This window comes from Marinobacter sp. MDS2, assembly GCF_030718085.1.
Classification (GTDB): Bacteria; Pseudomonadota; Gammaproteobacteria; order Pseudomonadales; family Oleiphilaceae; genus Marinobacter.
In genome coordinates, this window is the sequence record NZ_JAVAJF010000004.1 from 1 (window position 1) to 26,462 (window position 26,462).

Below are 26,462 nucleotides of genomic sequence, written 5' to 3' on the forward strand. Positions count from 1 at the left end.
TCGGCCAGCGCCCACACGAATTACTTGGTCAACTTTTTAAAGAGCGTTTGAGCTGCTGCTCAATCAAGGCCGCGAATTATACATCGTCTCGCCACCTTGTCAACCGTTAATTTTAACCGCTGTTTTCGTCTTCGAAAACGGCCGAAAAACTCACCGACGTTACTGCTAAATCGTGGTGCGCATTCTACACTGAACCGCCACCTTGTCAACTGCTTTTTGAAGAATCTTTAAAACGTTTTCTTCAGAACTTTCAAGCAGTTACCGCTTCGGTGCTGGCCGTTCTTAGTGGCTAGCCCCTCAAGCGAGATGCGCATTCTACAGAGCCCAGCTAAGGAGTCAACAGGCTTTCTGAAGAAAACTGTTCACACTTCGGTTTCCACCTACTCGCCTGCGCAAAAGACCAACAGAACGTTCAAATAACAGTCGAATTCAGGCCTTTTTTAACGGCACCAGCGAAGACACCCCAAACCAATACACTCGGACCAACAACAAAAGCATCAACACAACGCCGTAAATCACCATTTCCAACACGTCACTTCTTGCTTGCCAGAGAAAATGGAGCCATACAAAGATAGAAGAAGGATAGATAAGGCGATGCAACGGCTTCCAGCCTCGCCCCATTCGTTTCATCATCTTTTGGGTTGAGGTCAGCGCCAACGGCACCAGCAAAATAAATCCCGCGGCACCCATGATGATGTAAGGGCGACGGGTGAAGGTTGCCCACAAATCGCCCCACCCTAGAATCAACTGCAAGAAAGCCATCACATGCAACACGGCATAGAAGAAAGCAAACAACCCAAGCATTCGCCTGCAACGAATCCATCCCGCCCAACCGGTCAGTTTGCGTAAAGGCGTCACAAACAATGTCGCCAATAACAACTGGAACGCAGCCTTACCCAAACCTTCCGTGATCGCCTGACCTGGATCAGGGCCTAAATCCCCAACCACAATGCGCTGGATCAAAATAAACAACGGAATCAAAGCCGCAAGAAAAAGCCCGACCTTCACCACACGCAGCGTGGCTGCTTTACTCCAATTAGCCAACATCAATAAAACTTCGCCAAATCCATACCCTTGTATAGGTGGGCCACCTGCTCACCATAGCCATTGAATTTCTCTGTTTTCCGCCAATTCGGGCTGAAGATGCCCGACGGCAGCCTGCGCTCTCGTTTTTGACTCCAGCGTGGATGATCTACGTCCGGATTCACATTCGCGTAAAAACCATATTCGTTCGGAGCGATCATCTCCCAACTGGTTTTTGGCCGCTGCTCCATAAACCGGATCCGTACAATCGACTTGATGCTTTTGAAGCCGTATTTCCATGGCACTACCAAACGAATGGGGGCACCGTTCTGATTCGGCAGCTCACGACCATACAAACCGACTGCCAGGAACGACAACTCATTCATGGCTTCGTCCATCCGCAACCCTTCCCGATAGGGCCAATCGATCGTGCTGAACAACGATCTCTGGCCAGGCATCTGCTCCGGGCGCTCAAGCGTCTCAAAATAGACGTACTTTGCCTTAGATGTCGGCTCTAATTGCTTTAACACATCCGCCAGCGGAACACCGACCCAAGGAATCACCATCGACCAAGCTTCTACACACCGCAATCGGTATATACGCTCTTGATAGCTCTGCGGCTTTAACAGATCGTCCAATGGGTAACGGCCAGGCCGGGCGCACTCTCCTTCAACGTCGATAGACCAGGGTTCAACCACCAACTGGTCAGCATGTCGGGAAGGATCCTCCTTCCCCGGCCCAAATTCGTAGAAATTGTTGTAACGGATCACGTCTTTATACGGCGTAAGGTCTTCGTTGGGCGCGTACTGGTCAGCCTTCTTATAATCCAAGGCGGCCAGTTTGTCCTGTGAGTTCGCCAACACAAGCCCGGGGGCAGCTAAAGCAGCGGCTGATACAGCAACGCCCGACATAAACTTGCGGCGATTCAGGTAGACAGACTCAGGCGTGACTTCGGATTCGGAGATAGCCCAGGAAGGGCGTTTCTTGAAATGCATTGGAAGGCTCCAGATGTCGTGGTTCTATCAGTAGACCACACTTTTCCGGAGAAATTCCCGCCCAATGACACTGGGCGGGAATGATTGATCAATTAAGTGCGCTTACCCTTCCGGCGGAACAACGCTCGCACCGGGCCGGAGGCCGCATAAATCAAAAAGGCCGAGAACAACACAGTCGCCGGATCCAGTGCAATCACCACAAAGATGAGCACTACCAGAAGAATGGCTGCAAAAGGCACCCTGCCCCGCAGATCCAGATCTTTGAAGCTACGGTACAGAATATTGCTGACCATCAACACGCCGGTCCCGCCCACAACGATCATGGTGAGCGCCGTTAGCCAAACGGCCGGTTCGAACGTGTGAAAACTCCACACCAAGCCTGCCACACAGGCGGCGGCAGCGGGACTCGCCAAGCCAACAAAGTACTTCTTATCAACCGAGCCAATCTGGGTATTAAAACGCGCCAAACGCAGGGCTGCGCCAGCCACATATATGAAGGTGACCGCCCAGCCTAATTTGCCCATTCCGTTTAGCAACCAGAAAAAGGCTACCAAGCCCGGAGCAACTCCGAAGGCCACCATATCCGCCAAGCTGTCGTATTCTTCACCGAACTTGCTTTGGGTATTGGTCATACGCGCAACACGACCATCGAGCCCGTCCAGAATCATGGACACAAAAATGGCAATGGCGGCGTTATCGAACACTCCGTTCGAGGCAGAGACGATCGCGTAAAATCCTGAAAATAACGACGCGGTGGTCAGTGCGTTGGGCAGTAAAAAGATACCTTTGCGCCTCACTTTCGCGCCCTCAACCACTTCTTCTTCTACAACTTCTCCTGCCTCGATTTCCGCTTCAGCAGCAAGATGAGGGTCAGTCTTGTGTATCGATGTATTCTGTTCTGTCATTCCTTCAACTCCGGAAAGCATTTGTGCGGAGTATATACGAAAAACGCGGCCACTAGGGCCGCGCTTTCAAACCGTACCGGAAATTCCGGATCAGTTCTTATCTTTGTCCACGATTTTGTTCGCGGAGATCCATGGCATCATGGAGCGCAGCTTCTCACCAACCACTTCAATTTCGTGAGCGGCGTTTTCACGACGACGCGCAGTCATTGACGGGTAGTTCAGAGCGCCTTCAGAGATGAACATCTTGGCGTATTCGCCACTCTGGATGCGCTTTAGAGCGTTACGCATGGCTGCGCGAGACTCGTCGTTGATCACCTCTGGGCCGGTTACGTATTCGCCGTATTCAGCGTTGTTAGAGATGGAGTAGTTCATGTTGGCGATGCCGCCTTCGTACATCAGGTCAACGATCAGCTTCAGCTCGTGCAGACATTCGAAGTACGCCATTTCCGGAGCGTAACCCGCTTCGGTCAGGGTTTCGAAGCCAGCTTTAACCAGCTCAACCGCACCACCACAAAGAACAGCCTGCTCACCGAACAGGTCGGTTTCAGTTTCGTCTTTGAACGTAGTTTCGATGATACCGGTACGACCACCGCCCACGCCGCTGGCGTAGGACAAAGCAACGTTCTTGGCGTTACCGGATGCGTCCTGGAAGATCGCGATCAGGTCAGGAATACCACCGCCTTTGGTGAACTCAGTGCGTACCGTGTGGCCCGGCGCCTTCGGAGCAACCATGATCACGTCCAGATCTTTACGGGGAACGATCTGGTTGTAGTGGATAGCAAAACCGTGAGCGAAGGCCAGAGTGGCACCCTGCTTCAGGTTCGGCTCGATTTCGTCGCGGTACAGCTCAGCCTGGAACTCGTCCGGAGTCAGAACCATAACAACGTCGGCAGAAGCAACGGCAGAGGCTACGTCGCTGGTCTTCAGGCCATAGGCTTCAGCTTTGGCGATGGAAGAAGAACCCGCACGCAGGCCAACAACAACGTCTACGCCTGAATCTTTCAGGTTGCACGCGTGAGCGTGGCCCTGGGAACCAAAACCAAGGATGGCAACCTTCTTGCCCTGGATGATGGAAAGATCACAATCTTTATCGTAATAAACCTGCATTTCAAACCTCAACTTTTAAAAGTATTGGCCGCGTGCGGCCATGGTATTCGAATTTTCTTCCAGCCTATCAGAGGCTGAGTACCTTTTCGCCTCGCGCGATACCGGAAACACCGGTACGCACCACTTCCAAGATTCCAGACGTGCCAACCGCTTGAATAAAGCCGTCGAGCTTACTGCTATCACCCGCCAGCTGAACGGTATAAACCGAGCTGGTGACATCAACAATCTGGCCACGAAAGATATCCACCGTACGCTTGATCTCGGCGCGCTGAGAGCCTGTCGCCTTCAGCTTCACCAACATCATTTCGCGCTCGATGTGGGCACCTTCCGTGAGGTCCACCAGCTTTACCACTTCAATCAGCTTATTCAGCTGCTTGGTGATTTGCTCAATCACCTTGTCGGAACCGGTCGTGGTGACGGTCAGTCGTGACAAAGTAGGATCTTCAGTAGGCGCTACCGTGAGCGTCTCGATGTTGTAATTGCGCTGGGAAAACAGCCCAACCACCCGAGACAATGCACCTGGCTCGTTTTCCAGCAATACAGAAATGATTCGACGCATGATCACACCCTCTCCGTCTTGCTGAGCCACATATCTTTCATCGAACCACGGGCAACTTGCATCGGGTACACATGCTCAAAACGGTCAACATAAATGTCTACGAACACCAGCTTGTCTTTCATCGCCAGAACTTCTTTCAGCTTGGGCTCAAGATCTTCTTTGCGATCAATGCGCACGCCCACATGGCCGTATGCTTCAGCCAGTTTGATGAAGTCCGGGAGAGATTCCATATAGGACTGCGAATGGCGAGACTCGTAGTTCATGTCCTGCCATTGCTTCACCATGCCCAAGGCCTGGTTGTTCAGGTTAATAATCTTGACCGGCAGATCGTACTGCTTGCAGGTAGACAGCTCCTGAATGTTCATTTGGATACTGCCTTCACCGGTGAAGCACAAGACCTCTTCATCCGGATGGGTCAGTTTGATACCCATCGCCGCCGGCAAACCAAAGCCCATAGTGCCCAGACCACCGGAGTTAATCCAGCGGTTCGGCTTGTCGAACTTGTAGTACTGAGCGGTAAACATCTGGTGCTGGCCAACGTCGGTGGTCACGAACGCATCACCGTTGGTGAGCTTCCAGAGCATCTCAACCACTTCTTGCGGCTTGATGACATCCGGGCTGGTTTCGTAACGCATACCGTGGAACGCGCGCCATTCGTCGATTTGCTTCCACCAGGCTGCCAGTGCATCGGCTTCCGGCTTTTCTTTGGATTCTTTCACCAAAGACAGCATCTCTTTCAGCACGGCATCCACTGGTCCAACGATCGGCACATCAACATCGATGGTTTTGGAAATCGATGCCGGATCAATATCAATGTGGATAATTCGAGCACCCGGACAGAACTTCTCTGTGGCGTTGGTTACCCGGTCATCAAAACGGGCGCCTACGCACAGGATCAGGTCGGAGTGGTGCATGGCCATGTTGGCTTCGTAGGTACCGTGCATGCCGAGCCAGCCCAAGTGCTGCTTGTCGGTTGCCGGGTAACAGCCAATGCCCATCAGTGTGTTGGTAATCGGGAAGCCAAGCTTTCGGGTCAGTTCGGTTAACTGATCGGAGGCCTTACCAAGAATGACACCACCGCCGGCATAGATCACCGGGCGCTTGGCAGCCATCAGCATATCGACGGCTTTCTTGATTTGCCCGGCGTGACCCCGAACGGCCGGGTTGTACGAACGCAACTTGACCTTTTTCGGATACGAATATTCGAAACGCTCGTTGGGCGCCGTCATATCCTTCGGAATATCGACAACAACCGGACCAGGGCGGCCCGTTGAGGCAATGTAATACGCCTTGCGGATAATTTCCGGGATTTCCTCCGGGTGCCGGACACTGAGGTTGTGCTTAACCACAGGGCGGGACACACCGATCATATCGGTTTCCTGGAACGCATCCTCACCGATCAATGTGGATGCAACCTGGCCACAGAGAACCACCATCGGAATTGAATCCATAAATGCGGTGGCAATGCCAGTAATCGTGTTGGTAGCGCCAGGGCCAGAGGTCACCAGAACAGTGCCTGGTTTTCCGGTTGCACGGGCATAACCATCGGCCATATGGACCGCTGCTTGCTCATGCCGAACCAGAATGTGTTTGACTTTATCCTGCCTGAACAGCGCATCATAAATATGAAGGGCTGCGCCACCCGGATAGCCGTATACGTGTTCGATACCTTCATCTTGAAGGGACCGGATCAACATATCGGCACCAGACAATAACTCCACGTTTTCTACCCTCTTCTACAAGTGAATGAGCCGGGATTCGTCCCGGTTGCCTGGATCCACGGTTTACCAGCTTCTTTTGAAAGCCGGACCGGCGTACTCCTCCACACCAATTCTTTAGAGGTTGTCTCTGGGCCAGCCGCACTCCTGAGGGTTGCGGAGAACGGCCAGCAACGGGTTGCAACGGTAGCAACAACCATCGCCCGCCTAGTAATGGCGCACTCGGTGTGGTGATTAACGGGGGATACTTATTCGGGATTGCCGAGCCGTATTTACCCCTATCTTCAGGCAGTCGGTAATTCTGACAGCGGGAAACTCGCTGTCAATAGCCGTTGTGGCTTAATTGGCACCATTTTATGCTCTTCTCTGCCATACTGCGAAAATAACCATGCTAGAGTTTTGAACCAGACGAAAGAAAAACCTTTGCTCTGGTGGCACCATCTTCAGGCGACAAACGAACAACGGGCAACGACATGAACCGAAAGATACTGATGTTTTCTATTCTGATGGCCGCAACTCCCGGCCTGGCCGCTGATAGTTCAGTATACAAATGGACAGACGACAACGGCGTAACCCACTTCGGCGACCGGCAACCAACCGGCAAGAAAGCCGAGCAGGTCAATGTTCGCTCGGGTACCAGCCGCACCGCCGGCTCTGAACGGGCCAGCCCGCAAGAACGCCTGAGTCAGCTCGAGGAGCAGCAACAATCAGCGGCAGAACGAAAAAAAGAAACCGCGGTTGAAGAAGCCAACCGCAAACAACGTGAAGCAAATTGTGAAACCGCGAAAGCCAACCTGAAGGTCATCAGCAGCAATGCACGAATCCGGGTCGAAGAAAACGGTGAGATGCGATACCTGAGCCCCGAAGAAATCGAACAGCAACGCCAACAGTTTGAAGATATTGCCGAAGAAAACTGCGGCCCCGCCCAGGGCAACAACACCGAACAGTAACGGCGCACTAAAAACGAAAAAGCCAGAGGACTCTCGCCCTCTGGCTTTTTTTATTTCGCCCCTCTCCGGCGCCTTATTCCTTGGTAAACGTCAGCTCACTGCCATCTACCTTCGCCTTGACCGTATCACCCGACACAAACTCCCCTTGCAGAAGTTTCTGTGCCAGCGGGTTTTCGATCAAACGCTGAATTGCTCGCTTCAACGGCCGCGCGCCATACACCGGATCGTAGCCTACCTCGGCCAGCAAATGCAGAGCGTCTTCGCCCAATTCCAGACTCATATCCTGCTCTTTCAGGCGTTTTGCCAGATTCTCGATCTGAATGCTCGCGATGCCTTGAATCTGACTTTCGGCCAGCGGATGGAACACCACCACGTCGTCCACCCGGTTGATAAACTCCGGACGGAAATGGGTACCCACAACCTCCATGACGGCGGATTTCATTTCCTCGTAATTTTCCTCCCCGGCTTTCTCCTGAATGATGTGAGAGCCCAGGTTTGAGGTCATCACCACCACCGTATTACGGAAGTCCACCGTGCGCCCCTGGCTGTCCGTCAGGCGGCCGTCGTCCAGCACTTGCAACAGAATATTGAAGACATCCGGGTGTGCCTTTTCCACCTCATCAAGCAAGAGCACAGAATAAGGCCGGCGCCGAACCGCCTCGGTCAGGTAACCGCCTTCTTCATAGCCCACGTACCCGGGAGGCGCACCGATCAAGCGAGCTACAGCGTGCTTCTCCATGAACTCGGACATATCGATGCGCACCATGGCGTCTTCGGTATCGAACAAGAACGCCGCCAGAGCTTTACACAGCTCGGTTTTACCGACACCGGTCGGCCCGAGGAACAAGAAAGAACCGTTGGGGCGATTGGGATCCGACAAGCCGGCTCGGGAACGACGCACGGCGTTAGAAACCGCTTCCACCGCCTCGTTTTGCCCAATCACCCGACCATGCAACGCCTCTTCCATGCGCATTAGCTTGTCACGCTCGCCTTCCATCATCTTGGACACGGGAATGCCCGTCCACTTGGAGACGATCTCGGCGATCTCCTCCTCGGTGACCCGATTGCGCAGCAGCGTCATTTCCATCATTTCAGCCTGACTGGCCATATCCAGTTGCCGCTCAAGCTCCGGAATCTTGCCGTATTGCAGCTCCGACATTTTGCCGAGATCGCCACTGCGGCGAGCATTTTCCAGATCAATTCGAGTCTGCTCCAGCTCACTTTTGATCTTCTGGGATCCGTGCAAAGCCGCTTTTTCAGTGTTCCAAACTTCTTCCAGATCCGCATACTCACGCTCAACATCGCCAATCACTGACGACAACTCTTCCAAACGCTTTTTGGAGGCCGCATCGGTTTCTTTCTTCAGCGCTTCCCGCTCAATCTTGAGCTGAATCAGGCGCCGCTCGAGGCGATCCAGGGCTTCCGGCTTGGAATCCATTTCCATCCGAATCTGACTGGCCGCCTCGTCCACCAAATCAATCGCCTTGTCCGGCAGCTGGCGATCGGTGATGTACCGGTGGGACAATTTCGCTGCAGCAATGATGGCGCCGTCTGTCACTTCCACCCCGTGGTGAACCTCGTAACGTTCCTTGAGGCCACGCAGAATGGCAATACTGTCTTCTTCCGTCGGCTCATTGACCAACACCTTCTGGAACCGGCGCTCCAGAGCAGCATCTTTCTCAATGTTTTCACGATATTCGTTCAACGTAGTGGCGCCAACACAATGCAGTTCACCTCTCGCCAGTGCGGGCTTAAGCATATTGCCCGCATCCATCGAGCCTTCCGCCTTGCCGGCACCGACCATGGTATGAAGCTCGTCGATAAACAGAATGATCTGCCCTTCCTGTTTCGACAATTCGTTCAGAACAGCTTTCAGGCGTTCCTCGAATTCACCGCGGAATTTGGCTCCGGCGATCAGTGCGCCCATATCCAGCGAGAGCACTTTCTTCTCTTTTAGGCTGTCCGGCACTTCGCCATTCACAATGCGCTGCGCCAAACCTTCAACAATGGCGGTCTTACCGACCCCCGGCTCACCAATCAATACCGGGTTATTCTTGCGGCGACGCTGCAGCACCTGAATGGTGCGGCGAATCTCATCGTCCCGGCCAATCACCGGATCCAGCTTGCCAGCAACGGCCTGCTCGGTCAGGTCGATGGTATACTTCGACAATGCCTGTCGGTTTTCTTCCGCTCCGGGATCATTCACAGCTTCACCACCCCTCACCTCATCAATGGCCTTTTCCAAAACCACTTTGTCTACTCCATGCTCACGCAGAATACGGCCCAGCGAGCCACGATCTTCAACCGCCGCCAGCAAGATCAGCTCACTGGAAATAAACTGGTCGCCACGCTTCTGAGCCAATTTGTCGGAGATATTGAACAAGCGCCCCATGTCGTTCGACATGGACACGTCCCCGGCATTACCTTGCACTTCCGGCAGGGTTCCAATTTCATTAGCAACCGCCTGTCGAACCCGACCGGGTTCAACGCCTACTTGTTGCAACAGCGGTTTGACCGAACCACCCTGCTGATCAAGCAAGGCCAGCATCAGATGCACAGGCTCAATAAAGTTGTGGTCTTTCCCGACCGCAATCGACTGAGCATCCGCGAGGGCGCTCTGTAACTTGCTGGTCAACTTATCAATTCTCATAGTCATTTTTCCCCGAACAGTTCTTGCGCGCCGGTATTTCCACACACACTTAAAGGCGCGGAATGAGCGGCGATCGCGATGTCTTGATAACTAATGTAGGGGCTAGACGGGGGACTTCAAGGAAGTGGAAAGAAATAATGTCAGAAAATTGACGCTCGTCAGTCGAGCCAGACCAAGGTAGCCATGCGGCCCGTCTGACCATCTCGACGATAGGAATAAAACCGTTCTGAATCGCCAACGGTGCACAAACCGCCGCCGTGGATATCAGTCACCCCCGCCCGAGTCAGGCGCAGGCGAGCCAGCTCATAAATGTCAGCGATGAAGTGCCCGGGGCGAGCGCCTTGCGTGCAGAAAGCGCTGGCCGATTCAGCCTGTTGCTCAACAAAAGCCGCTTGAACCTCCGGACCCACTTCGAAATTCGCAGGCCCGATAGATGGCCCAAACCAGGCCACAAGCTCTGACGGCTCCACCGCCATGGCTTCAATGAGGTTTTCCAGCACGCCGCCGCAAAGGCTTCGCCAACCAGCATGAGCGGCGCCAACCACCGCCCCGCTCCGATCCGCAAGGATCACCGGCAAGCAATCTGCCGTTAAAATAGCGCAAACTACGCCTCGTTCTCGGGTGAAACTGGCGTCGGCATCGGGGCAGTCGTTCAGATTGTTTGAAGTCAGCTCTACCGCTCGAGTGCCGTGCACCTGATTCAGCCAACCAATCTGACCTGACTCGATACCCATGACCGAGGCCAGACGCTGACGGTTCCGAGCCACATCGGCGGAGTTATCACCCACATGCCCGCCCAGATTCAACGATTGCCAGGGCGACTGACTCACCCCACCCTTTCGGGTCGTACTGAGCGCCCGCACCTGAGCAGATACGGACCAGTCAGGCCGGAGCAGATCGCTGTCAGAAATCATTTTCTTCCAGCTCGCGCGCGTGCTTGCGCAACGCCGCTATGAGTTGAACCATGTCGTCCGGCAACGCGACTTCCCAACTCATGGTTTCACCGGTTTCCGGATGTTCCAGCGTCAACTTGCGAGCGTGCAAAGCTTGACGGTTGAACGCGGCCAGCTCTGCCCTCAGCTCTTCTGTTGTTCCCTTGGGCAAGCGTAGACGACCGCCATAAACAGGGTCGCCCACCAATGGGTGCCGAACGTGCGTCATGTGCACACGTATCTGGTGCGTACGGCCACTTTCCAATTTACAGCGCACATGGGTGTGGGCTGCAAAACGCTCAATCAGCCGGTAATGAGTCACCGCAGGCTTGCCCGATGACACCACTGCCATTCGCTTACGATCCTGAGGGTGACGACCAATCGGTGCATCCACGGTGGCGCCACCGGTCAACGAACCCACCACGACAGCTTCGTATTCACGGCCCATGGTGCGTTCCTGAAGCTGATTTACCAACGAGGTGTGAGCAATCAAACTTCTGGCCACGACCATAACGCCAGAGGTGTCTTTATCCAGACGGTGCACGATGCCGGCCCGAGGCAGGTTTTCCACCTCCGGCGCATAATTCAACAATGCGTTTACCAAAGTGCCATCGGCATGACCGGCCGCGGGGTGAACCACCAAACCCGCCGGCTTGTTGATCACCAGCAAATGCTCATCTTCGTAGACGATATCCAGTGTGATGGGCTCGGCTTCCCAGGTCACTTTCACTTCCGGCTCGGCGTCCAGCTCAAGTACATCGTTGAGCATCACCTTGTCTCTAGGCTTGCAGGATTTGCCGTTCACCGTCAGTACGCCACTCTTGATCCACGACTGCAAACGGGAGCGGGAATGCTCGGGCATCAACTCGGCCGCCGCCTGATCGAGTCGTTTATCGCTCAACCCCGGCGGGATTTTGAACTGGCCGGTGATTCTGTTTTCGGAAGACATCAAGCCTCGCTTCGCCACTATGCTTTTAAATTTTGAGGACACCGGCTGAATACCGATGTTACGTTTCAGTCAGATTAGCCGGAGATACTTCTGTTAACACTGCACATAGGCAGTCTTCCCCGTTACAATGGCCAATCCAATCATCAGTCTGACCATTATACGGGATTCCGGCATGAGATCAGTTGTCCGTTTACTGCTACTTTCCACCATTATCGCGCTGGCTGCCGGCTGCGCCTCCAATAAAGACGTGGAAGTACTCCCGGAACAAACCTACTACGAGAACGCCCGCAAGGCCATGAACGCCGGCAACTTCAACGAAGCCGAGCAAAGTCTGGATGCCCTCGAAACCTATTATCCGTTCGGCCGTTATGCTGAACAGGCCCAGCTGGACCTGATCTACGCCCGCTACCAGAACCTTGATCTGGAAGGTGCCCGGGCAGCCGCAGACCGCTTCATGCGCCTGAATCCGCAAAGCGAGCAACTGGATTACGCACTCTATATGCGCGGTTTGGCATCGTACAACCTGGACCTCGGCCTTGCCGCCCGCTACTTTCCGATCGACGCTTCCGCCCGCAATCCCGGTGAACAGCTGCAGGCGTTCCGCGATTTCTCACAATTGCTGAGCCGTTTCCCTGACAGCCAGTACGCGCCGGACGCCCGCCAGCGCATGATCTCGATCCGCAACCGCATGGCTGAGCTGGAAATACACGCTGCGCGCTACTACATCAAACGGGAAGCCTATGTGGCAGCCAACAACCGCGCTCGCTACGTCGTCGAAAACTACCCGTCTTCGCCGGCCGTTGAAGATGCTCTGGTTATCCTGGCTGATACGTTCCTGTTTATGGACCTGAACAAAGCCGCCAACGATGCCATCGCCACACTGCGCAAGAACTTCCCGGACAGCGAAGCCTTCGACAACAAAGGCAAATTCCAGGCGAACCAGTTCGAGCGGCAGAACCGCTCGCTCCTGAATGTCGTCACCTTCGGACTACTGGGCGACGAGTAAGGCGTAACGCCTTACTTGCCTATCTTCCAGCCGTTGGTAATCGGATACCGGCGGTCTTTACCAAAGCCCCGCTCGGTAATACGCACACCAATCGGAGCCTGCCGGCGCTTGTATTCGTTGATATCCACCAAACGGGTCACCCTCTCGACGTCGGCACGCTCATACCCTTCCGCCACAATGGCTTCAGCGCTGTAATCCCGTTCAACGTACAGATTCAGGATGGCATCAAGCGTGTCGTAACCGGGCAGACTGTCTTCGTCTTTCTGATCCGGCGCCAGCTCGGCTGAGGGCGGCCGGGTAATTACGCGCTCAGGAATCACCGGCGATAGACTGTTTCGGTAACGTGACAAACGAAACACCAGTGTTTTGGGCACGTCTTTCAGCACATCAAAACCGCCCGCCATGTCGCCATACAGCGTGGAATACCCCACCGCCAGCTCGCTCTTGTTGCCGGTGGTTAACACCAGCGAACCAAACTTGTTGGACAATGACATCAACAACACGCCGCGCAGACGGGCCTGCAGGTTTTCCTCGGTGGTATCCGGCCGAGTGCCTTCGAACGGCGCTTCCAGGGTTTTCATGAACACGTCGTACATTGGCTCGATAGAAAACACGTCATACTGCACGCCCATCGCAGTGGCCTGAGCTTCCGCGTCTTCGAGGCTGGCACTGGAGGTGTAGCGGAACGGCATCATCACCGCCCTGACCCGCTCCTTTCCGAGCGCATCCGCAGCGACCGCTAAGGTCAAGGCCGAGTCGATGCCTCCAGACAGACCCAGTACAACCGATTTAAAGCCGTTTTTATTAACGTAATCCCGCACGCCGGTCACCAGAGCGTTATACACGTTGGCTTCAAGAGACGGCTCAGGGCATGGGAGCTGCGACACCGGCTGGCAATGGTGCTCGCACAAAAACTCGACCGGGAACAACCCTTCTTTAAATTGCGGCACTTCGACAGCGAGCGTACCCGAGTGATCTACCACCATTGAACCGCCGTCGAATACCAACTCATCCTGCCCGCCCATCAGATTGACGTACACAATGCTGACGTTGTTGTTGGCCGCTTTACGCTCCAGAAGGGCTTTTCGCCGAGCCTGTTTGTCGATGTCGTACGGTGAGGCGTTCAGATTCAAAATCAGCTGGGCACCTGCGGCAGCCGCATCTTCGACCGGGCCATCAGCCCAGATATCCTCACATACGGTAATGCCCACCGGCACACCTTTGATTTCCAACACTTTGGCATTCTGGCCTTCGGCAAAATAGCGTTTTTCGTCGAACACCTGGTAATTCGGCGGGCACCGCTTGAAATACTGCCCGACCAACTCACCGCCTTCGATCACCAGGGCAGCGTTGTAGAGCAAACCGCCCGAACGCACAGGCGCTCCAATGACAATGGCCGGCTCAAGCTTCGCCTGCTTCAGCTGCTCCAGTGCATCCGACACCCGAATACCCAAACTTGGTCGCAGCAAAAGATCTTCCGGCGGGTAGCCGGTAATACACAGTTCCGGAAAGACCACGATATCGGCCTGGTGCTCCTGCCAGGCGTCTCGGGCGGCTTGAATAACCCGCTCTGTGTTACCTGGAATATCCCCTACCAGAAAATCCAACTGGGCCATCACCACCCGCAACTTTTTCACGGGGGTAGACGCCTCGGATACTTTACCGGGTGCCGACATGCAAAAAGGCTCCTGTAACTTATTGCCGTTAAAAGGCTATTATAACCACGCTCCGACGAGGAATTCTCCTGACTGACAACAGATAACTTCCGATATGGCTTCAGACTCCCCTACAAGCGTTGCACGCTCGCCCTTCGGGCCTCATGCAAAATATCAGCAAGCCAGATTATTTCGGATCTATAACCACTATCGGCTGGTCATCAGCGCCTTGCTGGCTGGCCTGATATTTATCGAGCCCTTCATGGCGGAAGCGAAATTTCGCTGGCTCGATACTTACCAAGTCGGTGCACTGTCGTACTTTGCGGTAAACGGCTTTATTGCCCTGGTACTGGTAGCCGGATTTCATCCCCGCCAGCGGCACATTACCTTATCGGTCCTGGCCGACATTCTTATCATTCACGGTTTATTGCTTGCCAGTTCCGGCATCACCAGCGGCTTGGCCAACCTGGTCATTGTGTCCGTAGCCGCGGGCAACATTCTTGCCCCGAACCGCCTGGGCACTTTTTACGCGGCTCTGGCGACCCTCTGTTCACTGGGAATTTCCATCTGGGCCACCCTGACCCTCAACGCCTCTGCCGACGATATAGTGCGAGCGGGCTCGCTGGGCATTTTGTATTTTGCCGCAGCCTTTGTCTTGCAAGGTATCTCGAAACGGGTCATCCGCAGCGAAGCGCTGGCCACCAGTCGCGCAAAGAGCATTGCCGAGCTTGAGCAAATCAACCAGCAGATCATTCAGCGCATGCGCACCGGCATTTTGGTGCTGGATCGTTTCGGCCAGATTCGTTTGGCTAACGCCGCTGCCGAAGAAATGCTGTTTGAAGAAGCCGCTACGCACCCCTATGGCATGCGCCAGGCGCGGACACTACCGGCTCCTTTGAGAAACGGCCTGGACGCCTGGTTAAGCGACCATCACGCCAAGATCGAGCCGTTCCAAGCCACCCAAACCTCTCCCCTGCTGCAAGCCAACTTTACCCAGCTTGATCAGGACCGTGGTGACCAGATCCTGGTGTTTATAGAAGACATGAGCAAGGTTACCCAACAGGCTCAACAGATGAAACTGGCGTCTCTCGGACGGTTAACCGCGGGTATCGCCCACGAAATCCGCAACCCGCTGGGCGCCATCAGCCATGCCGCTCAGCTGATGGAAGAATCTCCGCACATAGACCCCAGCGACCAGCAAATGCTCGATATCATCCGACGGCACTCCAAGCGGGTTAACGGTATTATCGAGAACGTTCTGGATCTGTCTCGACGGCGCATCGCAAGCACCGAACTTGTCGATGTCCGATCGTGGTTAACGAACTTTTGCGACGACTTCCAGCAAACCCAGGCCGACATTATCCCGGCCTCAATTGAGCTGCTGATTGAAGACGAGGTTCCCGACGCGCGCTTTGACAAAAGCCAGATTGAACAAGTGATGGTCAACCTGTGCGACAATGGCTTGCGGTACAGTGAGCAGAATACCGGTGAAAAAAGGATACAATTACTGGTTGGCGCAACCCCCGACGGCGAGCGGGCCCGTGTCGATATTCGCGATTTTGGCGCCGGTATAGCCCCGGAGTACCGCGATTCAGTGTTCGAGCCGTTCTTTACTACGGACAAAAACGGAACCGGGCTAGGACTTTATCTTGCGAGGGAGTTGTGCGAAGCCAATCAGGCGCATCTGTCGCTGGTTGAAGACGACCAACCCGGCTGCCGCTTTCGCATCACCTTCGCTCATTCGGGGCGGATGATTTAAGTAACAACGACCATCGGGCGTTAGCAATTCAACAGGGAACCGGTAACACACCATGAGCAATCAAACAGCGCTGATCGTAGACGACGAACCAGACATTCGCAGTCTTCTGGAAATTACTCTGGGGCGAATGGGCATCACCACCTACACCGCCGCCGATCTGACCAGCGCGCGCGCTCTATTGGAAGAACACAAGCCCCAGCTGTGCCTGACAGATATGAACCTGCCCGACGGCAACGGCATTGAACTGGTGCAATGGATCCAGCAGCACAGCCCCAGCACCCCGGTAGCCGTGATTACGGCCTATGGCAGCATGGATACTGCCATTGAATCCCTTAAGGCCGGCGCGTTTGATTTCGTCTCTAAACCGGTTGAACTGCCCCGGCTTCGCGAGCTGGTAAACAGTGCCCTCAAACTGTCGGAACCCAAAACCCAAAAAACAACCGAGGTGGACAACCCCGGCCTGTTGCTCGGCAATTCCCCGGAACTTCGTAAACTCCGCAACCAGACTCGCAAACTGGCACGCAGCCAAGCCCCGGTATTCATCAGCGGCGAATCCGGCAGCGGTAAAGAACTGGTCGCTCGAATGATCCACCTACAGGGTCCGCGCGCGGAAGCACCATTCATTGCCGTTAACTGTGGCGCGATTCCCTCAGAGCTGATGGAAAGCGAATTCTTCGGGCATAAAAAAGGCAGCTTTACCGGAGCGGTTGAGAACAAAGACGGCCTGTTCCGAAGCGCCGATGGCGGCACCCTATTTTTGGACGAAGTCGCGGACTTGCCACTCGCCATGCAGGTAAAACTGCTTCGCGCCATTCAAGAAAAAGCCGTGCGGCCCGTTGGCGATACTAAAGAGGCTCCCGTGGACATTCGCGTGCTTAGCGCCACCCACAAGAATCTGCCCGAATTGGTGCTGTCCGGAGACTTTCGCCAAGACTTGTTCTACCGCATCAACGTCATCGAGCTGGCCGTACCCGCACTTCGAGAACGAAGAGATGACATTCCCATGCTGGCCGAACACATACTTGAGCGCATTGCCCGCGAGTATGAGTGTGACCCAGCCACACTAACCACGGCCGCGATTGACCGACTGAAGAGCTATGACTTCCCGGGTAACGTGCGTGAGCTGGAGAACATTCTAGAACGGGCGTTTACACTGTGTGACGAAGACCGTATTGATGCGGAAGATTTGCACCTTGGCGGTGGCGTGGCCCACGGCAGCGCCGCCCGAGGGCCCGGACACGGTGGCGAAGGGCTATCGGCTTTAGTACCTGAAGGTGAGATTGATCTGGAAGGCTATCTTGAGACGATTGAACGGCAGGCCATTGAGAAGGCGCTTGAGGCTACACGGTGGAATAAGACGGCTGCTGCAAAAAGGCTAGGGATTAGTTTTCGAGCGATGCGGTATCGGTTGAAGAAGTTGGGGATGGAGTGACCGCTTCAGACTCACTCCATCTCCTCCGAACCATCACAGTGGAGGGCAAGCTCCGTTGAAATCAACACGCTGCATACGAACCCTGCCACTGACTGAAATAACGAGTTCACGCGCATTCGGCGCTATTTCCCGCTTCACACATACCCTCAAGCGGCCAGCACCAAAGGCTCCACTGATACGCTCGGCATGACCTAACGGCGTATAAACCAACGCAGACCGCAGCGGCCCATTACCGCTCATCGACACATTGCGACCGGCGCCCGGAACGCGCCCATGCTGCAATACCGTCTCACCACTGTCGATATCACCGCTATGATTAGAATCTCGGAACACAATCCACTGGCCGCTGGACCAGTCGCCACTGCAACCACTTGTAGGTTCACCAGCGCATAGCGAGACAGGGTGCCCCCGCATCACCGATGCCTCTCTGGCGACCATCAGCGCACCTCGCGCAGCATTGGTCGCCACAGCCAACTCGTTTCGAGCCATCATATTGGAAAATGCAGGAATAGCTGTTGCTAGCAGGATCGCCGCAACCGCCATGGTTACCATCAGCTCAATCAGAGAAAAACCTGCTGGCCGACCATGCACATCGTAAAAAGAAACCGCCCGAGTTCGGGCATTTCGCTCATCCTTGAGCATGAAGAACTCCCTGTTATTCCTGAAAATACGCAGCCCAATTCCTTTGGAAATCCGCGCATCCAATTAATCAATTAACAAACTCAAAAACCAATCACCAACACTTATCAACACTACCACCAGCACCACGCGTACCCTTTTGATCAAGCGTCAACGTACCGCATTTGCCGCTGTCATGACTGGCTTGCGCACCCTTAGGAGCTGCACTGATGGTATATCCGGTCCTTGTTAGTGGTTTGACTTCATAAGTGTAATCAGCTCCTGTTTGCGCCTGAGTCATGCAAGCAAGCTCCAGCGGGTTTTTGGCCGCCTTAAAAGGATTGTCTTTTCCGGCTAGGTCTTTGTCGTACCGCATATTAGTGGTGTAGAACCGCTCCATATAACTCGCTTGCTCTACCAAGCAAGCTGCAGCAGCCGCTCGCTTGGTTTTGACCACCTGCTGTGTATACGAAGGATAAGCAATCGCTGCGATAATCCCAATGATCGCCACCACGATCATCAGTTCAATCAAAGTAAATCCGGACTCAGCGCCGCGGTGCCGACGATGCGGCATCGCGGCGACCTGCACGTCCAGATACCGGCGAGCAGGATTGCGGTTATTGTTCACTGTATCCAACTGCATGTAACTCTCCATTTCCTGCTTTAGTTGATAATTTCATGCCAGTTTAAACGTTGAGATCCGCCCGCGCCTATGGTCGTTTCCTTGCTCACATCACTAGAATCAAGCGCAGATCCAAACAGTCGAACATTACCATTACTCGCCTTCAATGCCGTAAAGACTCCAGCCATCCCCACGCTATACCGCTCACCGTTGTAGTAATAAAGCTTACCACCCACAGTTACGGAGTCTTTGGAGTCAATTGTTCCATCACCATCAGCATCTAGAACCGGCACACCGGGATTCGCACCGGAGAAAGGATCAACGATTAAGGTGGCCCCTCCTGGCGACGTATCGCATGGACTACTCGATTTAGGAATCAGTGTATTTACAATAAGCCTTCCAGCGATCAACTGGGTCTGATAAACAATCCGCTCGCCTTCCCTACCTTCTACGGGCGATACAAGGTCCATATACCAGCCCACATCACCATCACTGGTCAGGTCGGAGAATTCACCATCGCTTGTAACCCGAAACACCCCTCCTGTAGTGCTCTTTTCAGCGATGAGTGTACGTTCTTGTAGATCACTGCGTGAATCCGTTGATTTAGCTTCGGCTAAACCTGACGGACCCGCTAGTGCACGCAAGCCATACCAAGTTTGCACCTTTGGGCTGCTCTCCAAGATATCGGATTTTGCCAGATAGCGCCCTGTCCCGAAGAACACCCAGATAGCCCCAGTATCCGGGTTTTGGGTCGCATACATATCTGCGGTAATGGGCTGGCGATTACCATCGCTATCCTTGGCCACATAGATCGGCTGACTGACACTGCCGCCATTTGGCTTTAGTTCAAAACGCCATACATTACCTTGTAGATCACCGGCAAATGCGTATTCACTCACACCATCAGTGTCATTCTTTTGAATAACATATGGCGCTGAAAGCCCATTAGCCGTCGAGGTTCCAGCTGAATAGACTTTGAGATCCCCCGTTTTAAGATCAAACTGCAGCAGAGCCGCTCGCCCGTTTTCACTATTAGGCCCATTACCCAAGTGGGCAACCCATTTCCCCGCTCCCGTACTTTCCTTGATTAAGGATATCGTAGGGCGTCCCAAGGCCATGCCAATCCACTCATCGTTAGATTTGCCATCCCCTGCGGACCTTTCCCAAAGAATCGCATTTTTAGCCTTTTGGGGATCGGCAAGGTCTGCGGGGTTGGTGATATCCAAAGCATACACAGTGCGAGACGTACCTCGCCCCGTCGTACCCACCAAAATGGTCTTCCACGCACCATCTATGTAGACATTCTGGGTAGTCAATTTGCCATCGTTGTAGAACTGATGCGGAACAGGCTGCGACCCATCGACCGGGTTGTAAACACCGTATTCAGGATTAGCAAGTCTTGCCAAAGATGCATCTCCAGTCCCGCCTACTACCGCTCCCGGTATATAGGCGAAGACTTCTTTGCCTGTATTCGCATTGAAGGCATGCAGCATGCCATCATTCGCTGCAACATACGCAAGGGGAGTGCGGCCCGTGTTATCCGTAACGAATTTCTTGTAATCTTTGGTGCCGCTCAAACCGTCAAAATAGGTCTCGTCGAGAACGTGCTTGTAAAGGTCAGGCTTTGGATCACCTATTACGACTGGGGTGGAGTTAACGATATCGCCCAACAACGTACCTCGCTTACGCAACACGTCTGTGAGCGGGGATACCACGGAATCCTCATAACTCCGATCCCCTCTTAGATAATTAACGATGTGCGTGCCCCAAGTCGAACCCTTTGGATCCGAAGGGTAAAGGTTATCGCCCAGAGTCGTCAGATAGTTACCCAAAGCCCCCGCTTTAAACTCAATAGGGTTCCCGCTGGTATCTATGGTCCAAATATTACGATCAGCGGCCACCGGAAGCTGGGCTGATGCGCTCCAAGGAGCAACACTGAAGGTGTCGGTTGTCTTATCATAACCAACCGACTTAAGCTCACCGGACCAAGCGCCGGTCATGTAGCTAGCACTATACTGCCTCGTACTCGAGGTCAGAGTCTCCCCGCCACTAAATGAGGGCGCGCCACCTGCACCGGGAGCTGAGGCAATGTCTGCCAGCGCCTGCTTAAGCCCATCTGCGAACTGCTTGGGATCACGTGCAGAAAAGAAGCCCCCATAGCCGTTAATAGCTGCATGCAACATATCGCTGACGTTCTCAATTTTTCCTTGGCCGCCATTGCGCCCCGGAGTGGGCCAACCGTTCCAGCCGCTAACGGCGCTCGAATCACCATTGCGGGCCCAATCGAAAAGTTCAGCAGGTGTTGCCCCTAGGCCACTCACCGTCAACCCCAAACCGACGGTAAAGGTTGTCATATGTTGCCATGTTGCGGGATCGGTCTGCGTTGCCGGAACCTGGTTTTTCTGGCCATCAGTGTTCCCGTTACGCAGATCCGTTTTCCAGTAATAATTAGCAACGTCCGCCAACGTAGCAGTATCGCCGTCTGCAGCACCGCCCACGAAGGGCGCAACAGCTTTATAGTTAGTTGTCGCTGTATTATCAGCCCCTTTGAGGAAATCTGAAGGCGCCGACCCACTCCAGTAACCATCAGACACTAAAATTGCGTATGAAGCCCTGCAGGAATACTCAACCGCTTTACCATTTGCATCAGTATCGAGCCAAGGTTGCTGGGTCTGGTAATAACGTCCCGCGGTCTCCAACGCTCGGCGCAGCGGCGTTCCACCACTGGTCCCAACACCCTCAAGCCAGTTCCAGAAACGTTGTTTCTGCGAACCACTAGAGCCATCACCAAATGGCTCGACCTGTTTGATCTTCATATGGTAATCAAATTGCCCCGAACCAAGGTTGCTGGAACTGGAGTTGTTGATCGCGCCAAAACCAAAACGGTAGGCAGGATCTAGCCCAAAAAACGCACTCATAATGCCGCTTTTGGCGGACAGTGCGCGGGTGCGATAGTAACTGTAATAATTGGCAACGTTCTGGCCGTATGTCGTCGTCTCGCCACCAACGATAAGGGTGTCACTGGCATGATGGCAATTTGTCCAAGCACTACAGCTTTTGCCGTCTTCAACCACTCGATGTTTATCACTGCCATCGAAATAAACAAAGGACGGGGGCGCTTCAAACCTGCACTGTTTATCTTCCCACTCACCACCAGCGCTTTCACACGACTTCTTGCTGTTGTATCTGGTATCAACATACTCACCGTCAGTATCGGAGTAATCCGAATCGTCGAGGATATCGTTGGTAGCGCTGGAACCAAACGGGTTGTTATAACCCTCTGGAAAAGTCGACGCCCCATACCACGAGCCATCGGCTTTCGGCGGCACGGTATAGAGCGTTTCAGGATTATAATACTGGCGATTACGACTGGATTTACGGAAATCATCACCCGACCTTGGTGCGTCATCGGGAAGATAAGACCGCCTCATCGAGCCAGAATCATCGTGCAACAGCACAACATTAGGCGGCAACGGTTCACTCACGACTAAAGGAGTCTGGTCAACGCCTACGCTATCAAGAGCCGCTTGGGCACTGAAAACCGGCAAGAAAGCAAACAACGTTAGCGCTGCAAAACGCCAACTAGCCATCGTGAACGTCCTAGCATTGGACGCTGTGGCAGGAAACCAGCTATCGCCAGCAACAGGGCTTTCTAGCTTAGTATTTATCATTTTCATAACGGACATCTCCTACATCCGGTAGGTCGCTTGGAGAACGACCTGCGCGCGTTCAGCGTTTATCGCCGCAGTGGGGTCAAGCGCCCGCGCGGTGATGCGGTAACAAGTACCTTGATTGGTGAGTTGTGTGCCGCCTGGGCCACCCTCGTTCTGGTCCGTGGTTCCCGTATAGCCAGTGCCAACACCTGTGGATGAACAGTTACCCAACAGTTGCACGACGAACTGTGGCGGGCTAGCCGAGTCGATAGCAGTAAATTCTGTTTGGCCAGTCCCATTGGGAATTGATTGCCATAAATTATTAGCAATTTGGCCACTGGGGTTAGAGGCACAGCTTTTATCGCTGCAATCCAGCGAAGCCGAGTTGGCTGCTATCAGTGCTTCCCATGTCTGCCGATTGCTGGTGAAATCACGCGCTCCCATGATTAACGCCGCCTCAGCCGCCTGGAAGCCCGTCTCACGATCATAGGCACCACCCGCCATGCGTTCTTGGAGTATTGTGCCTCGCATTCCGGCGAGACCGACAAGAGTCACTGCAATCAGCAACACCAGCGAAACCACAAGAGCCATTCCTTGTTGTCGGCGCTGGCTCCACACCTCTACGATTCTGCTTTTTCGTTCGGACATCATGATTGACCGCTCAACTTTCAATTAATATTCAGCCGGTTACGAAGTGCCACCGTCGACGTAAAAACCCGCTGAAGTGGCTGATTATCCGTTCCTGCAGCGGCTCCTGGTTGAGTTCCCCCACTCTGGACCGTTATCGCAAGCCGAACGGCATCCACATTTTCCCAGTTACCCACACCGCCAGCTGTAACAAAGGAGTTACCGCCCTGTTCGTGGTAGCGAATGGTCATTCCTGAAACTCCCCTCACCATTTCCGAGGCTTCTGATGTCACGCCTTGGCCGCGGCCGTAACGATATAGCGACCGTCCACCCGCGCCATTTTGCCCTACATACCAAATGTAGTTGGTCGGAATGGCAAGATAAGAGGAAGGGCTAAAAGAGTTGCAACTCCCTCCACTTGGGGTTTGCGGCACTGGATGATTCAAGCATTTAGTCTGATTCCCTGGGGAACCCATTCCCGCATTATGCCCAACGGTGACATTGCTACTGTTGTAATCGCTCACTTGGAAAATAGTGGCCTTATTAACATCGCAGAGCATCAGAATATCTTCTGAACTTATCGAGGTCGTGGGGGCCTGAAGCTTCACATTGGCCCGAGGTCCAGTTGAAGCCTCAAGCGTCAGCGCGGCCCCTCTGGCGCTGGCCAAGCGAATAGCATCGCCGCCGCCTGCTACCGGTGCACCAGCACCATTGGCAGGAAGAACGGCAACAGTCGTTGCATCATCCCAACCTTGAATGGGCGTATTGTTGTCGAGCATTGGGTCACCAGTAGCCTTAAGCACACTTGCGACACTCCCCGTCCCGCACGGATTAGCGCCTGCAGCCCGAAGCTCTCTAGCGAGGAACTCAAAAGAAGTGCGGGCCCCCTCCTGAACTTCTCCCAGAGCCACATTGCTTCGGTATGCGTTCTGGTTAGCCAGAAATACACTGCCGACCCCGGCGATAACCAGCAGACCCAGCACGAGAGCAATCATTAACTCGACCAGCGTGAAGCCGGCGGCTGCTCGTGGCTGAACCAAAATCTGACTGTATCGTTTGCTAGACATCATAACTTCGCTCGCGTGATCATGGTTTGGCCGGCAATACCGCCAGTCGCCCTCTCGTCGTTAAAGGTGATGGTAATCGTGTAATTACCCCCTCCATTAGCCGTGATATCACCTTGCGTTCCCGGCCCCATCAAACTGCCGAGATCATCACACCACTGATTTTGATTGGCTTGGGCCAGTGCGCTGCCCTTCGTCGCTCCGGAACAATCACCCGGAGCCGCCCAGTCCTTAGGCACCGTCACCTTCAAATTATCGTAATCACCGGCTCGAACGCCTGTTAAATCAACCCTCATAGCATCCAGAATAGAGTAACTAGCAATCGTTCCGATACTGCGCACCATCGCACTGTTGTTATTGCTGAGAGCCTTTGATTGCAGCGCAGCCATGCCGAGAAAGCCAATCGACAGCACCAGTACGGCGATCAACACTTCAATCAAGCCAACTCCTGATTGGCGACCCGGAAAAACCGTTAACGGTTGTTTTACTTGGAGGTTGGCCATGCGTATAGCTCCACTCTGACGGGCATCGTTCATCAATCGGTTCATGGACAATTTGCTCGCGTTTCGGTGACGACCTGCACCGTACTGCCGGCAATCAACTCCACACGCCGAGCGTTATCGCTCGTGAGCGCAGAACTGCACAACACGACCACTGACGGGTCTCCACCGGCTGTGTTGTACGGGGTCATCATGTTATCTCCCAGGTAGCCCATTCCGTCCCCCCGGAAACGCACGGTTGTGGAAGCAACAACGACCAAGGGCTGGTCGATCGAATCAGCTAACGCAGAATGGAGGGCTTCAGCAGCACCACCATCTCGCGGCAAATACCGCACTTCACCGGCGAGTGCAGCGGTGCAACCAGAGCCGATCCCGCTCGTCGGTGCGTTATCCTCCCCGCACAACGCCACCGACTGGTTGCGTTTAACGGCTTCTGCACGGGCTGAACTGATCGCTCCAACCCACGCATTCGTCGCCGTCACCAACTCGTTACGCGCAAGCGTATCCCGAAAACTCGGAATGGCGACGGTTATCAGTATTACCGCCACCGCCAAAGTAATCATCAACTCTACCAACGTAAAACCGCTGTCGCTCCGGACACGCATAAAGCAAACCTCTTATTATCTCAATTTCAGCTTACGAAACTCTGTAAAGAACACCTACCGCGAAACGACAAACGGTGAGAAACCAGGCGTGAGCGGTATCCAGACAACAAAAAAGCGTGATCGAAATCACGCTTTTTTGTTGTCTGGACTGCTCTTGTGCCCTTGGTCGTCAATGCTCGCTATTGAACATTCACCGCATCAATCCGTAACTCCTTAGGCATAGAAAACACAATATTCTCCTCCCGCCCGGCAATCTCCTGCGGCTCTTCCCCGCCCAGTTCCTTCAAGCGGTTAATCACATCCGCCACCAGCACTTCAGGCGCCGAAGCCCCGGCCGTCACACCCACCGCTTTCTTGCCTTCCAGCCACTGCTTATCGATTTGCGCAGCTTCGTCAATCAGGTAGGCGGGGGTTCCCATCCGTTCCGCCAGCTCGCGCAGACGGTTGGAGTTGGAACTGTTCGGGGAGCCCACTACCAGCATCAGGTCGCAGTCGCCGGCCAATTGCTTTACCGCATCCTGGCGGTTCTGGGTGGCGTAGCAGATATCGTCTTTGCGCGGGCCTTCGATTTTCGGGAATTTGGCGCGCAGTGCGTCGATCACCCGGGCGGTGTCGTCCATGGAAAGCGTGGTTTGAGTCACGTAGGCCAGGCGTTCGGGGTCTTTCACTTCCAGCTTTTCAACATCGCCTTCGTCTTCAACCAAGTAGATGTTGCCGCCGTTGCTGTGGTCGTACTGGCCCATGGTACCTTCAACTTCCGGGTGGCCGTGGTGGCCAATCAAGATGCATTCACGACCGTCGCGGCTGTTGCGCATGACTTCCATGTGCACTTTAGTCACCAGCGGGCAGGTGGCGTCGAAAACCTTCAAGCCACGGCGAGCGGCTTCGTTTTGCACGGCCTGGGATACGCCGTGAGCGCTGAAGATCACCAAGGTGTCATCAGGCACTTCGTGCAATTCGTCAACAAACACAGCGCCCCGATTGCGCAGGTTATCAACCACAAACTTGTTGTGGACGACTTCGTGGCGCACGTAGATGGGCGCACCGAAGACGTCGAGCGCGCGGTTTACGATTTCTATGGCACGGTCTACACCGGCGCAGAAGCCACGGGGGTTAGCTAATCGGATTTGCAT

At 54.2% G+C, this 26,462-nt stretch carries 22 protein-coding genes; 4 read left to right on the forward strand and 18 right to left on the reverse strand.

Translation table 11 applies throughout. The features are described 5' to 3' along the window. Positions 1-429: 429 nt before the first annotated feature. From Q9245_RS14565 to Q9245_RS14590, 6 genes are all read right to left on the reverse strand, one after another. A complete protein-coding gene (locus Q9245_RS14565; protein WP_305897867.1) occupies positions 430-1,047 on the reverse strand; it encodes a sulfite oxidase heme-binding subunit YedZ in 618 nt (205 codons plus the stop codon). Then, the gene (gene msrP / locus Q9245_RS14570; protein WP_305897868.1) at positions 1,047-2,018 is read right to left on the reverse strand and encodes a protein-methionine-sulfoxide reductase catalytic subunit MsrP; all 972 of its coding nucleotides are present in this window, start codon (positions 2,016-2,018) and stop codon (positions 1,047-1,049) included. Before msrP ends, Q9245_RS14565 begins: the two co-directional genes overlap by 1 nt. 92 nt (positions 2,019-2,110) lie before the next feature. Next, positions 2,111-2,923 carry a CDP-diacylglycerol--serine O-phosphatidyltransferase gene (gene pssA, locus Q9245_RS14575; protein WP_305897869.1) on the reverse strand — a complete coding sequence of 271 codons (813 nt, stop codon included), beginning with the start codon at positions 2,921-2,923 and terminating at the stop codon, positions 2,111-2,113. A 90-nt stretch (positions 2,924-3,013) separates the two neighbouring features. After that, positions 3,014-4,030 carry a ketol-acid reductoisomerase gene (ilvC, locus tag Q9245_RS14580; RefSeq protein WP_305897870.1) on the reverse strand — a complete coding sequence of 339 codons (1,017 nt, stop codon included), beginning with the start codon at positions 4,028-4,030 and terminating at the stop codon, positions 3,014-3,016. A 67-nt stretch (positions 4,031-4,097) separates the two neighbouring features. After that, positions 4,098-4,589 carry an acetolactate synthase small subunit gene (gene ilvN, locus Q9245_RS14585; RefSeq protein WP_199007892.1) on the reverse strand — a complete coding sequence of 164 codons (492 nt, stop codon included), beginning with the start codon at positions 4,587-4,589 and terminating at the stop codon, positions 4,098-4,100. A gap of 2 nt (positions 4,590-4,591) precedes the next feature. Beyond that, complete coding sequence (locus Q9245_RS14590; RefSeq protein WP_305897871.1) at positions 4,592-6,310, reverse strand: acetolactate synthase 3 large subunit; 1,719 nt, start codon at positions 6,308-6,310, stop codon at positions 4,592-4,594. 470 nt (positions 6,311-6,780) lie between these two features. On the opposite strand from Q9245_RS14590, the gene Q9245_RS14595 reads away from it, so the two are divergent. Beyond that, positions 6,781-7,257 (forward strand): DUF4124 domain-containing protein, encoded by a 477-nt coding sequence (locus Q9245_RS14595; RefSeq protein WP_305897872.1) that lies wholly within the window; start codon positions 6,781-6,783, stop codon positions 7,255-7,257. A gap of 73 nt (positions 7,258-7,330) precedes the next feature. Here Q9245_RS14595 and clpB read toward each other — a convergent pair whose 3' ends face one another. The 3 genes from clpB to rluD form a co-directional block, all read right to left on the reverse strand. Beyond that, a complete protein-coding gene (clpB, locus tag Q9245_RS14600) occupies positions 7,331-9,907 on the reverse strand; it encodes an ATP-dependent chaperone ClpB (protein WP_305897873.1) in 2,577 nt (858 codons plus the stop codon). Between the two features lie 158 nt (positions 9,908-10,065). Beyond that, complete coding sequence (gene pgeF / locus Q9245_RS14605) at positions 10,066-10,821, reverse strand: peptidoglycan editing factor PgeF (RefSeq protein WP_305897874.1); 756 nt, start codon at positions 10,819-10,821, stop codon at positions 10,066-10,068. Further along, positions 10,811-11,788, reverse strand: a complete 978-nt coding sequence (gene rluD / locus Q9245_RS14610) for a 23S rRNA pseudouridine(1911/1915/1917) synthase RluD (RefSeq protein ID WP_305897875.1) — start codon at positions 11,786-11,788, stop codon at positions 10,811-10,813. Before rluD ends, pgeF begins: the two co-directional genes overlap by 11 nt. Before the next feature lie 172 nt (positions 11,789-11,960). Here rluD and Q9245_RS14615 point away from each other — a divergent pair, with 172 nt between their 5' ends. Continuing rightward, positions 11,961-12,794 (forward strand): outer membrane protein assembly factor BamD, encoded by an 834-nt coding sequence (locus Q9245_RS14615; RefSeq protein WP_305897876.1) that lies wholly within the window; start codon positions 11,961-11,963, stop codon positions 12,792-12,794. Positions 12,795-12,805: 11 nt separating this feature from the next. Here Q9245_RS14615 and Q9245_RS14620 read toward each other — a convergent pair whose 3' ends face one another. Continuing rightward, positions 12,806-14,470 carry an NAD+ synthase gene (locus tag Q9245_RS14620; RefSeq protein WP_305897877.1) on the reverse strand — a complete coding sequence of 555 codons (1,665 nt, stop codon included), beginning with the start codon at positions 14,468-14,470 and terminating at the stop codon, positions 12,806-12,808. 94 nt (positions 14,471-14,564) lie between these two features. Here Q9245_RS14620 and Q9245_RS14625 point away from each other — a divergent pair, with 94 nt between their 5' ends. Both Q9245_RS14625 and Q9245_RS14630 read left to right on the forward strand, forming a co-directional pair. Next, a complete protein-coding gene (locus tag Q9245_RS14625; RefSeq protein WP_305897878.1) occupies positions 14,565-16,208 on the forward strand; it encodes a PAS domain-containing sensor histidine kinase in 1,644 nt (547 codons plus the stop codon). A gap of 52 nt (positions 16,209-16,260) precedes the next feature. Then, positions 16,261-17,640, forward strand: coding sequence for a sigma-54 dependent transcriptional regulator (locus tag Q9245_RS14630; RefSeq protein ID WP_305897879.1), 1,380 nt, complete (start codon positions 16,261-16,263; stop codon positions 17,638-17,640). A 33-nt stretch (positions 17,641-17,673) separates the two neighbouring features. Here the strand turns inward: Q9245_RS14630 and Q9245_RS14635 are convergent, their stop codons facing one another. The 8 genes from Q9245_RS14635 to ispH all read right to left on the reverse strand — a co-directional run bounded on the left by Q9245_RS14635 (position 17,674) and on the right by ispH (position 26,462). Beyond that, the gene (locus tag Q9245_RS14635; RefSeq protein ID WP_305897880.1) at positions 17,674-18,282 is read right to left on the reverse strand and encodes a GspH/FimT family pseudopilin; all 609 of its coding nucleotides are present in this window, start codon (positions 18,280-18,282) and stop codon (positions 17,674-17,676) included. 91 nt (positions 18,283-18,373) lie between these two features. Next, positions 18,374-18,901 (reverse strand): type IV pilin protein, encoded by a 528-nt coding sequence (locus Q9245_RS14640; RefSeq protein ID WP_305897881.1) that lies wholly within the window; start codon positions 18,899-18,901, stop codon positions 18,374-18,376. 20 nt (positions 18,902-18,921) lie between these two features. Beyond that, complete coding sequence (locus Q9245_RS14645; RefSeq protein WP_305897882.1) at positions 18,922-22,557, reverse strand: pilus assembly protein; 3,636 nt, start codon at positions 22,555-22,557, stop codon at positions 18,922-18,924. Between the two features lie 12 nt (positions 22,558-22,569). After that, a complete protein-coding gene (locus Q9245_RS14650; protein WP_305897883.1) occupies positions 22,570-23,184 on the reverse strand; it encodes a PilX N-terminal domain-containing pilus assembly protein in 615 nt (204 codons plus the stop codon). A gap of 17 nt (positions 23,185-23,201) precedes the next feature. Next, entirely contained in the window at positions 23,202-24,230 is a 1,029-nt protein-coding gene (locus Q9245_RS14655; protein ID WP_305897884.1) for a PilW family protein, read from the reverse strand. Beyond that, complete coding sequence (gene pilV / locus Q9245_RS14660; protein WP_305897885.1) at positions 24,227-24,727, reverse strand: type IV pilus modification protein PilV; 501 nt, start codon at positions 24,725-24,727, stop codon at positions 24,227-24,229. Before pilV ends, Q9245_RS14655 begins: the two co-directional genes overlap by 4 nt. Before the next feature lie 41 nt (positions 24,728-24,768). Then, a complete protein-coding gene (locus Q9245_RS14665) occupies positions 24,769-25,329 on the reverse strand; it encodes a GspH/FimT family pseudopilin (RefSeq protein ID WP_305897886.1) in 561 nt (186 codons plus the stop codon). Positions 25,330-25,508: 179 nt separating this feature from the next. After that, positions 25,509-26,462 (reverse strand): 4-hydroxy-3-methylbut-2-enyl diphosphate reductase, encoded by a 954-nt coding sequence (gene ispH, locus Q9245_RS14670; RefSeq protein ID WP_305897887.1) that lies wholly within the window; start codon positions 26,460-26,462, stop codon positions 25,509-25,511.